Origin of the sequence: Nocardiopsis alkaliphila YIM 80379 (genome assembly GCF_000341005.1) — a bacterium.
GTDB lineage: Bacteria > Actinomycetota > Actinomycetes > Streptosporangiales > Streptosporangiaceae > Nocardiopsis > Nocardiopsis alkaliphila.
Genome location: NZ_ANBD01000065.1, coordinates 20,660 through 30,988, shown reverse-complemented (window position 1 = coordinate 30,988; position 10,329 = coordinate 20,660). Strand labels below are relative to the sequence as shown.

The 10,329-nt window shown below is 69.5% G+C and carries 8 protein-coding genes and 1 pseudogene; 5 read left to right on the top strand and 4 right to left on the bottom strand.

From position 1 onward, the window contains the following. Positions 1-4: 4 nt before the first annotated feature. Both D472_RS0110265 and D472_RS0110255 read right to left on the bottom strand, forming a co-directional pair. Positions 5-946: an MBL fold metallo-hydrolase gene (locus tag D472_RS0110265; RefSeq protein ID WP_017604396.1), complete on the bottom strand. Its 942-nt coding sequence runs from the start codon at positions 944-946 to the stop codon at positions 5-7. A gap of 306 nt (positions 947-1,252) precedes the next feature. Further along, positions 1,253-2,728, bottom strand: a complete 1,476-nt coding sequence (locus D472_RS0110255; RefSeq protein WP_017604394.1) for a phosphatase PAP2 family protein — start codon at positions 2,726-2,728, stop codon at positions 1,253-1,255. Positions 2,729-2,948: 220 nt separating this feature from the next. Here D472_RS0110255 and D472_RS0110250 point away from each other — a divergent pair, with 220 nt between their 5' ends. Both D472_RS0110250 and D472_RS0110245 read left to right on the top strand, forming a co-directional pair. Then, positions 2,949-3,272 carry a hypothetical protein gene (locus tag D472_RS0110250; protein ID WP_017604393.1) on the top strand — a complete coding sequence of 108 codons (324 nt, stop codon included), beginning with the start codon at positions 2,949-2,951 and terminating at the stop codon, positions 3,270-3,272. Positions 3,273-3,397: 125 nt separating this feature from the next. After that, positions 3,398-4,846, top strand: a complete 1,449-nt coding sequence (locus tag D472_RS0110245) for an outer membrane protein assembly factor BamB family protein (RefSeq protein WP_017604392.1) — start codon at positions 3,398-3,400, stop codon at positions 4,844-4,846. 103 nt (positions 4,847-4,949) lie between these two features. Here D472_RS0110245 and D472_RS0110240 read toward each other — a convergent pair whose 3' ends face one another. Further along, a complete protein-coding gene (locus D472_RS0110240; RefSeq protein WP_017604391.1) occupies positions 4,950-5,735 on the bottom strand; it encodes an SDR family oxidoreductase in 786 nt (261 codons plus the stop codon). A 157-nt stretch (positions 5,736-5,892) separates the two neighbouring features. Beyond that, positions 5,893-6,942 carry an NAD(P)-dependent alcohol dehydrogenase gene (locus D472_RS0110235; RefSeq protein ID WP_017604390.1) on the bottom strand — a complete coding sequence of 350 codons (1,050 nt, stop codon included), beginning with the start codon at positions 6,940-6,942 and terminating at the stop codon, positions 5,893-5,895. A gap of 307 nt (positions 6,943-7,249) precedes the next feature. Between D472_RS0110235 and D472_RS26705 the strand changes: the two are divergent. The 3 genes and pseudogenes from D472_RS26705 (at position 7,250) to D472_RS0110220 (ending at position 10,282) form a co-directional block, all read left to right on the top strand. Then, positions 7,250-8,848: pseudogene (locus tag D472_RS26705) on the top strand (MFS transporter). Then, a complete protein-coding gene (locus D472_RS0110225; RefSeq protein ID WP_017604388.1) occupies positions 8,845-9,234 on the top strand; it encodes a VOC family protein in 390 nt (129 codons plus the stop codon). Before D472_RS26705 ends, D472_RS0110225 begins: the two are co-directional and overlap by 4 nt. Positions 9,235-9,295: 61 nt before the next feature. Beyond that, positions 9,296-10,282, top strand: a complete 987-nt coding sequence (locus D472_RS0110220) for a sigma-70 family RNA polymerase sigma factor (RefSeq protein WP_026117551.1) — start codon at positions 9,296-9,298, stop codon at positions 10,280-10,282. The last annotated feature ends 47 nt before the right edge of the window (positions 10,283-10,329 follow it).

The following is a 10,329-nucleotide window of genomic DNA, read 5'->3' as shown; positions in this document are numbered from 1 at the left end:
ACCGTTACACACCGGTGGCCATCGGGCCGCCGTTCCACGCGACCGCGTCGCCCAAGGCCCCCAGCAGGTCCATGGGTTCACCGACGAGGTCGGCCTGGGCACGGTGCAGGTTCATCACGATCCGTTCGGAGTCCGCCCAAGCGGCGAACTCGCCCAGGTCAAGGGCCTTGGCGGTCTCCAGTGGAGTACGGTCCGCACGCACGGATTCCTCGGCGGTGGCTAGGACGAACCGGTAATAACGCTCGTGGGCGGCGAGCACCGAGTCCAGATCGGTGGAGCCCAGCACCGGTCCGTGGCCGGGCACGACGTGTTCGGGGGAGAAGGCGCGCATCCACTCCAGGGAACGTAGTGCGCCCGGCACCGATCCCATGAACACCAGCGGGGTCAGGCCGTGGAAGAGTAGATCGCCGGTGAACAACACCCGTTCCTCCGGCAGCCAGGCCACCACGTCGCCGGGGGTGTGCGCGGTGTAGCCGGGATGGCGCAGATCGACGCGGCGCCCGCCCAGGTGGAGCGTGAGTTCACGATCCATGGTGATCGATGGAAGCCTGCGGGTGACCGCGCCCCAGTTCGGCGTGGGCGTCCAAGCGGGCGGCACGTTCTCGAAGAGGGGATCGGTTTTCAAGGCCTGGCGCATGGTGGTCTGCCCGATCAGCGCCGTGGACGCGGGTAGCAGGCTGTTACCATAGGTGTGGTCGCCGTGCTGGTGGGTATTGAGGGCCCAGCGCACGGGCGCTCCGCCTGTGACGGCGGTGAGCGCGTCCAGGAACCGGCGGGTGCGGGTCGCGGTGGCACAGGTGTCCACAACCAACACTCCGTCGTCCCCGGCGACGGCCCCGGCATTGTTGACCCACCAGGTGCCATCGGGCTGCACCCAGGCGTAGACCCCATCGACGACCTCGTGCAGCGCCCCGGCCCGTGGCCCCGTCCCCACGGCTTCGCCCATATGCGGTCTCCTCATCGTTGTCCGTGAGTCCTCGTGTCCCGCACTTTCGGAGCAGCAGCGTAGCCCAGGACCCCGAGGCCGAGGGGCCGCTTCGGTGAAGCCCACCCGCATCGAACCCGGTGAGACCCCGATGGCCACCTGCCATCTCTCCGTGTACTCGGTCACTGTCCTGGACGTCGTTACCGCTGAACAGGCCTGGTGCCAGGAAGGCACACGGGTGGCTTCGACCCCATGAAGCGGCGTGGCACCGTGCCGATGACCGCCGACACCGGCCCCATCTGCCGTCCGCCTCGCGTCGAACCAGGCTCAGCCGTGCATGATCGCGGGCACGAACACCCGCAGCGCCGCCGGCCGCTTGTGGAACGACATGGTCGCCGACCCCTCCCGTACCTCTCCGTCCACCGCGATCAGCCGCGGAGTGGACGGGATGGCCAGGCTCAGCGATTCGACGAGTCGCTCGGTGTACCCTCGCCCGGACAGGCGCCGGTCCAGCAGCACGTCCGTCAATGCTCGCACCCGGGGGAACGGGTACCGGGCGCACAACACCCGCACGTCCAACCGGCCATCGTCCAGTCGCTCCCGTAGCGCGGGCAGCCGGGCGTGCGTTCGGTACCGGCAGTTGCCCACGAACGCCCACCACACCTTGGCCGGGCGTCCGTCCACCAGCGCCGGGGTGGGCCGCACCTCCCGCAGGTCCCGCCAGAGCGCCCAGGCGAACGCGGGCCATTTACCGATGCGCTGCGCCCAACGGTCCCGTCGCTCCACCATCCGTGGGTAGGAACCGAACGAGGCGGTGTTGAGGAAGACGTGACCGTCCACCTCACCCACGTCCACCCTGGCCAACCGGCGGTCGGCGAAAGCGCGCAGCGCGATGTCCACCGAGGTCAACCCCAAGGTGCGGGCGAAGTTGTTCAAGGTGCCATCGGGCAGCACCAGCAACGGTCTGTCGTGTCGCAGGGCCGCCCCGGCCCCCGCGTTGACGGTGCCGTCGCCCCCCGCCACCGCCAGGACCTCACAGTCGCGCGCGGCCTCGTTCATCACTTCCAGGATGTCGTCGTCGGCCGACATCGGCACGATCCGGGCCCGAGGAAGCTGCCGAGCCACCCGACTGGTGGTGTCGGCGATGTTGAAGGCCGGCAGGGCACCACTGGCCGAGCGCGGGTTGAGCACCACCGTCACCCCGGCCCCCTCGGGATCCTCGTCGGCCTCGCCCGCGGGAATGGTGCTCGCACCGAAGCTGAGTTCGGGCCGGGGCGGGATGACCGCGCGGGCCAGCAGTCCGGCGCCGAGTCCCACCGCCATCCCACCGAGCACGTCGCCGGGGTAGTGGACCCCGCTGTGCACGCGCGAGAGACCCACCAGACCGGCCAGACCGGCCACCAAGGCGGCCATGGGCTTGGGGGCGTCGGCGGCGATTCCGGCGGTGAACCCGAACGCGGCCGCGGTGTGTCCGGAGGGAAAGGAGGAACTGGGGTAGGAACGGTAGGGGGAGCGGGCCGCCGGGATCGCCGAGTCGTCCGGTCGGGTCCGGGGCAGCAGGTACTTGACCACCGAGGCGGTCGCGTTGGCGAGCCCGGCCGCGGTGATGGCGCGCAGCGCGGTGCGTCGCAGGCGCGGGCCACCGGTGACCGCGAGGGTCGCCGAGATCATCATCCAGGGGACCATGTGGTCGGTGGCTTGGACGAACCTGGGGGTGAAGCCGTCCAACCGGGGGGTGCCCACCCGGGTCACCCTGTCGTAGACGCTCTGGTCGATGCGTTGGAGGTGCCGCAGGATTCGCATGGACCCAGCTTGGTGGCACATGGGTGAGTTGTCGATAAGGCGGACACCGTGGCGGGTGTGATCCGGGGCCGGCCGCGCACCGAGGACGAACCGCCAGGGCCACCGAAGAGCGGGCTCGATCGAATCCAAGGGGGAGTGACCGGAACCGGCCTACGCGAACACGTTTTGAGACGGCCACACATGAGTAGGTTCCGGACGTTCCCCCCAAGGAAAGGCGCCCATGTCCACCAACGAGAACCCCGAACAGACCCACGTCGTGGTTTTGCACTCGGCCCGGCCCCTCCACGTCGACCTCGCCGAGACCTACCCCGAACACCGGGTCACCGTCCTCACGGACGGCCCCCCGGGAGTGGTCGTCGAAGACCTCACACCACCGGACACCGTCTCCATGCCGCGCGAGGAGTGGCACGACCAGCTCGCCCGCTGGCTTCGTGGCGGACCGGTCGAGGTGGTGACCTTCGACGAGTCCTGCACACGTGTTCGTGACGAACTCTGCTCCACCCTCGGCCTGGAGGTGGGTCCTTCCGATAGCCTCCGGTCGTGACCTCCCCCCTACCCCCGCACGGGCACACCGGTCCGACCTCGCACCTCGGATCGACTTCGTCCACCCCAGCGCCCATCGGGCCCGCCCGCGCACGCAGACGGGTCTGGCTCGCATTAGGCGTGGGCGTGCTCGTTCTGGCCCTGGTGGCCACGGTGTCCTGGTACCAGGACCGGGCCGGACTCATCCACCAGATCGCAGAGCCACACCCGGGGACCCCCGCCGAATTCCCCGCGGGTCCGCGCACCCACGCATGGACGTGGTCGCCGCCACAGGACACCACCGTGGTCGACCTGGTGCGCGGCACCCACGGACCGATCGCGGTGCTCGACGACGGACTCATCGCCCTGGACGGGGCCGACGGCCGGGAACTGTGGACCTACCGCGAACTCGACGCGACCACCCCCCAGGACGGAAACGGGTGGGGAGTACTGGGCGAACACGCCTACTTCCTGCGCCCACCCGAACCCGACACCCCGGGCCGGTTCACCGTCCTGGACGCCGCCACCGGGGAGGTGGCCTGGGAAAGGACGGTCGACCCCCAGGAGGGGACCCAAGGCCGGAACATGTACTCCCCACTGGTCGGCCTGCACGAGCTCGGTCCTGGAGAGGCCAGGGAGCTGTCCTCGGAGTGGGGAGCGGGCAGCGCCGAATCGGGGGTCCTGCTGGCACGTTCGGCCGAGTCCGGCGACGAACTATGGGCCTTTCGCCCACCCTGGCCCGGCGAGGTCTGCACCTTCCAAGCGGACCCCGTGGCCTACCCGCCCGGCGGCCTCACCGACACGGGGGCGCTCGTGGTGGCGCACGCCTGTATGAGTGAAGAGGAACTCGCCGAACTGGACCTGAGCGAGGGCGCCAAGGACCCGCTCCTGTTCGCGGGCCGGGCCCAGACCCTGACGATCAACGTCACGGCCTTGGACCCGACCACCGGACGCATCCTGTGGAGCGACCTCGAATCGGTGACCGGACCCGTCGACACGATCACCCTGACCCGGATCGAGAGGGCCCCGCCCACACCGGGCGCACCGTCCGCGCTGCTGCTGGAGACCTCCCCGACCCCGGTGCGAGGGATGGTGCTCGATCCCTTGGACGGAGAGCACGTCCGCCACCCCCAAGAGGCGGTCGACGACCAGGGACGGCCCATCGACCCGGCGGCGCGTACCCTGCGCGCCGATCGCCGAGGCGCGGTGGTCGCCGTCGACTTCGACGACGAGGCGTACGTGACCGATGCCGACTGGGCCTTCGAAGCGCACGAGGTGGACCGCGACGGTGAGATCGTCACCTCCGTCACCGTAGACGAGGAGGAGATCACCCCCGCCCACCTGGCCAACGCCGTCCCACTGAGGGACACCCTCCTGGTGCCGCACCTGGACCCCGAGAGCGGCGCGGCATCGGTGTACGCGGCCCCGATGGGAGCCGAGGACGAGGGAGGGGCCTGGATGGAGCCGCTGCCCCTTGCCGCCGGACCCATCTCGGCGGACGAGGTCGAGCACCGACTGTTGGTCGTCCCCGGAGCGGTGGTCTGTCACCTCACGAACGGCGACGTGGTCACCGACGTCCACGGCCTGGGGCCGTGAAGGACCGACCACCCGAACCCACGAGGTTCCTCCACACCCCGCCCCACCCTGGGAACGGGACCGCTCGGCGGGACACCCGGGTGACCCTGACGGCACCCGGGTCTCAGACCGACGGGATCTGCCCGCCGTCCACCCGCACCACCGAACCGGTCACGTACGCCGCCTGCCGGCTCGCCAGGAAGGCCGCCACCGCCCCGTACTCGGCCGGGTCGCCGTAACGACCCACCGGGATCGAGGCACGCCCCTGCTCTTGGACCTCCGACAAGGACGTCCCCTGACGTTCGGCGCGGGCCCGATCCAACGACTCCACGCGCGGGGTGGCGATCTTGCCCGGCACGATCACGTTCACCGTCACCCCATCGGCGGCCACCTCACCGGCCACCGTCTTGGACCACGAATGCAACGACGCGCGCAGGGTGTTGGACACCCCCAGGTTCGGGATGGGCGAGATCGGCCCCGAGGAGGTACTCGTGATGATCCGACCCCACCCCCGTTCACGCATCCCGCCCACGACCGCGTCGGTCAAGCCGATCACCGGCAACACCATGGACGCGTACATGTCCTGCCACAGATCCGAATCCTGACCCAGGGCCGAAGTGGGCGGCGGCCCACCGGTGTTGTTGACCAGAACGTCCACCGGTCCCAGCTCCGCGACCACCCGATCGACGACCTCCCCGGCTCGCCCGTACTCGGCCAGGTCCCAGATGATCCCCACGGCCTCCACACCCTGCTCACGGCAGGCCTGGACCGTGTCCTGAAGCCGTCCCTCGTCACGGCCGGTCACCGCCACCCGGACCCCCTCGGCGGCCAGGGCGAGAGCGATCGCCCGACCCAGACCGGAACTGGCCGCGGTCACCAGGGCGACCCTGCCGGCGATTCCCAGATCCATTGCGCTCCTTGCTACTCACTCGTGCGACGTGCTGGGCATCCTGACAGGTCCCCGAATCTCCACCACACCCGGGGAGACCACTACGCCAAGACCGCCCGGGACCCCACTCGGCAAGGGTGCGGTCCGGACGGCCTGCGACGAACACCTGAACGCCGGTTCAGCTCGGGTTGGGCATCACGACCGCACGACCGCTGACCTCACCCGCCTCCAGCTTCCGGTACGCCTCCAGGGCATCGTCCATGGCGAACCGCTCCACCTCCGGGCGGATCTGTCCCGCCTTGTACATGTCCACCACCTCCCACAGCTCTGGAACCGAACCCCAGTAGGTGTTGGTCACGTAGGTCTCGTACGGGTTGGTGAAGAACGAGAACTCATGGGTGCCCCCCGCGATGCCCACCAGATTGCACCGACCACCCTGGGCCATGCTCGCCATGGCCGTGGCCAACGTCGGCTTCGCCCCCACGAAGTCGAACGCCACGTCCACCCCACGGCCACCGGTGAGCTCGCGAATCCGCTCCACCTGATCCTCCCCGGCGTCGACCGTGACCGCCCCATCGGCCTCGGCGCGAGCACGCGCCTCCTCCTTGACGTCGGTGGCGATCACCGTGGCCCCCGTCAAGGCCTTGAGGATCTGCACCCCGATCCGGCCGAGCCCGCCCAAACCGATCGCCAACGCGTACCGACCCCCGCCGGCCAGGTAAGGCAAGGACTCCTTGACCGCGTGATAGGGGGTCAGGCCCGCGTCGGCCAGCGGAGCGGCGGCCACCGGATCGGCATCGCCCAACGGAATGAGGTGGTGGGCGGGTACGGTCATGTACTCGGCCATGCCACCATCGCGCCCCAACCCCACCGCCAGGTAGGGCAGGGTCGAGGCGTTCTCGCAGTAGGTCTCCACGCCCGCGACGCACTGACGACAGTGCAGACAGCCGATGGGCCCATAGGCCAGATAGGCACCGCCGATCTGGACGCGCTCGCTCACCCCCGGACCCAGCTCCTCGACCCACCCGGCGTTCTCGTGCCCCAGGACGAACGGCGGTCTCTGCGCCCCCGGATCACCCTCCTCGAACACCCGGTAGATGCTGATGTCGGAGTGGCACGCCCCCGCACCGGCCACCCGCATGAGCACCTCGCCCGGTCCTGGCTCAGGTTTGGCGACCTCGGTCATCGAGGGGAATTCCCCGTAGTTCTCGAACACCACTGCGCGCATGTCGCGGACCCCCTCCGCGTGAGACAGGCACCCCCTACCGGATGCCGACCACGATCCGTCACACATCGAACACCGGACCGTTGACGCGAAGCTAACACCGAGAGGCCGGGCAGTCACCCAACAAAGGTGCGGGGATTCGTATGCGATGTTCAACCCGGCCACGTAGGTCATGAGGATCGTTCCTCGAAAGCTGGGGCTGCTCGGCACTATTCCGACACCCGACGCCCCGACCCCTCCCCGCCGGCGATGAGTCTTCATTCCCTCCCGAGTCCGTACACACGAACGAACAACGGACCGAGGAAGGCATATGAACACCACCGCACCACCCCAAGGCGCACCCGAACGGGCCGACCGACGCGCATGGCTGGGACTCGCGGTCCTGGCCCTGCCCACCCTGCTGCTGTCCCTGGACATGAGCGTGCTCTACCTGGCACTGCCCCACCTGGCCGCAGACCTACGCCCCACCGGCGCCCAGACCCTGTGGATCATGGACGTGTACGGATTCATGATCGCCGGGTTCCTCATCACCATGGGAACCCTCGGCGATCGCATCGGCCGCCGTAGACTCCTGATGATCGGCGCCACCGTCTTCGGCCTGGCCTCGGTGGCCGCCGCCTTCTCCACCAGCGCCGAAGCGCTCATCCTCACCCGCACCCTCATGGGCATCGCCGGCGCCACCCTCATGCCCTCCACCCTGGCGCTGATCAGCAACATGTTCCACCTACCGGCCCAACGCGCGGTCGCCATCGCGGTATGGAGCAGTTGTTTCATGGGCGGCACCGCCCTGGGCCCCGCCATCGGCGGGGTCCTCCTGCAGTGGTTCTGGTGGGGATCGGTCTTCCTCCTGGGCGTCCCCGTGATGCTCCTGCTGCTGATCTGCGCGCCACTGCTCCTACCCGAACACCGCGACCCCGCCGCCGGCCGTCTCGATTTGTTCAGCGTCGCCCTGTCCCTGGCCGCGATCCTGCCCATCATCTACGCCCTCAAGACCGCCGCCGAGGGCGGATCGGTGACGACCTCCCTGCTCACCGCCCTGGCCGGCCTCGCCATGGGCGTGTGGTTCGTGCGCAGGCAGTCGCTCCTGCCCGACCCCCTACTGGACCTGGGTCTGTTCCGAGAACCGTCCTTCGGCGCCGCCCTGGTCACCATGATGGTCGGCGCCTTGGCCATGGGCGGAACGTTCCTACTGCTCAGCCAGTACCTCCAGATGGTCGCCGACAACTCCCCGCTCCAGGCCGGATTCTGGCTGGTGCCCCCGGCCCTGGCCATGATCGTGACCACCATGGCGGCCCCCTCCTTGGCCAGACGCGTGGGCAGGGCGAACGTGATCGGCGGCGGCATGTTCGTCAGTGCCACCGGGTTCGCACTGCTGGCGTTCACCCTGGCCGACGACGGCACCGGGATCGTGGTCCTGGGGTTGTTGCTCACCTCCGTGGGACTCGGACCCGGAGCGGCCCTGATCGCCGACATCGTCGTGGGCTCCGCACCCCGCGAGAAAGCCGGATCGGCCGCGTCCATGTCGGAGACCAGCGGCGAGTTCGGCATCGCGATCGGAGTGGCACTCCTGGGAAGCCTCGCCGCCGCCGTCTACCGCGCCCGTGTGGCACTCCCCGAAGGAATCGACGAGGCCGCCGCCCAGACCCTGGCGGGCGCGGTCAACGTCGCCGAAGCACTGCCCATCGAACAGGAATAGGCCCTGCTCACCTCCGCCCGGGAGGCCTTCACCGCCGGCCTCAACATCACCGCCGGCGTCGGGTTCGTCGCCATGCTGGGCTTCGGTGTCCTAGCCCTGATCCTGCTCCGCGACGCACCCACCTCCAGCGAAGCGACCGATGAGTTCGAGGGCCGAGCCGAGTCGACACATACGACAGAGAACGACACCACACCCACCGGGAGGACCCGATGAACAAGCCCGTACTCGACAGCATGCTCCTGGCCACCACCGACCCCGACCGCCTGCGCGACTGGTACGCCGCCGTGCTCGACCCGGCCGAGAACAACACCATGGACGGCTACCACGTGCTGAGGTTCGGCACCTTCCACCTGCTGATCGACCGGCGCGAAGACGTGGAAGCCAAGGCGGCCGACGCCAACCGGATGATCCTCAACTTCGACGTCGCCGACGCGCGCGCCATCGCCGCGCGCATGGACGAACGCCGCACCACGTGGGTGGCCCCGCTGGAGGACCGCGATGGCAGTCTGTTCGCCACCGCCCAAGACCCCGACGGCAACCACGTGCAGATCATCCAGATCAGCCCCGAACAGCGGGCCGCCATGGAGAACGCCTCCTGAGCGGTGGGTCGGTGCCCCCACCGGGGCGCCGGCCCCCGTTTTGTCGTAGGGCATGCCTAGCCTGACGATCGTGGTGCGACAGACGACGATCGACCAGGACTTCGCCAGGCTCACCGGCCCCTACCGGCGTGAACTCTACGCGCACTGTTACCGCATGCTCGGCTCGGCGCACGACGCCGAGGACCTGGTCCAAGAGACCTACCTGCGGGCCTGGAAGGGCTACCAGCGCTTCGAAGGGCGCTCCAGCCTGCGCACCTGGCTGCACCGGATCGCCACCACCGCGTGCCTGACCGCCCTGGAAAAACGCGACCGCAGACCCCTGCCGACCAACCTGGGAGGGCCCACCCGCGAACCAGAAGGGGAGCCGGCCCACAACCCCGAGGTGCCCTGGTTGGAGCCGATGCCCGACCGGCTCGGGGTCGGTGATGAGGACCCCGGCGCCGTGGTGGCCACCCGCGACAGCGTCCGACTCGCCCTGGTGGCCGCCATGCAGTACCTACCCGCCAAACAGCGCGCCGTGCTGATCCTGCGCGAGGTGTTGCGGTTCAGCGCCGCCGAGGTCGCCCGGATCCTCGACACCACCGTCCCGGCCGTCAACAGCCTCCTCCAACGGGCCCGAGCCCGGATCGACAAGGTCCTACCGGAGCAGGAGAAGGTCGGTGAACCCGCCACCGAACAACGCGAACTCCTCGACCGCTACGTCGCGGCCTTCGAGAGCTACGACATCGGCGCGCTCATCGACCTGTTCACCGCCGAAGCGACCTTCGAGATGCCGCCCTTCGCCACCTGGGTGCGCGGCCCCGAACACATCGTGCGGCTGATCCACGCCCAGTGCCCGGCCGAGGAACCCGGTGACCTGGCCCTGGTACCGACCGCGGCCAACGGCCAACCCGCCTACGGCATGTACCTGCGCGAGAGCGAGGGCCCCCACCGGGCCTTCGGTATCCACGTGCTCACCCTGCGACCTCAGGGCATCGGCCACTGCTCGGTGTTCTTCGACACCACCCTGTTCCCGCTCTTCGACCTGCCCCCGACCCTGGACCGCTGAGCGGTGGAGACGGCGGCCCGTGCGGGTTCGCGCCGCGTCCTCCTCAC

What these genes read in the sequence shown, in the direction of transcription:
- D472_RS0110265 (WP_017604396.1), bottom strand. Translation starts at nt 946, where the DNA reads ATGGGCGAAGCCGTGGGGACGGGGCCACGGGCCGGGGCGCTGCACGAG.
- D472_RS0110255 (WP_017604394.1), bottom strand. Translation starts at nt 2,728, where the DNA reads ATGCGAATCCTGCGGCACCTCCAACGCATCGACCAGAGCGTCTACGAC.
- D472_RS0110250 (WP_017604393.1), top strand. Translation starts at nt 2,949, where the DNA reads ATGTCCACCAACGAGAACCCCGAACAGACCCACGTCGTGGTTTTGCAC.
- D472_RS0110240 (WP_017604391.1), bottom strand. Translation starts at nt 5,735, where the DNA reads ATGGATCTGGGAATCGCCGGCAGGGTCGCCCTGGTGACCGCGGCCAGT.
- D472_RS0110235 (WP_017604390.1), bottom strand. Translation starts at nt 6,942, where the DNA reads ATGCGCGCAGTGGTGTTCGAGAACTACGGGGAATTCCCCTCGATGACC.
- D472_RS0110225 (WP_017604388.1), top strand. Translation starts at nt 8,845, where the DNA reads ATGAACAAGCCCGTACTCGACAGCATGCTCCTGGCCACCACCGACCCC.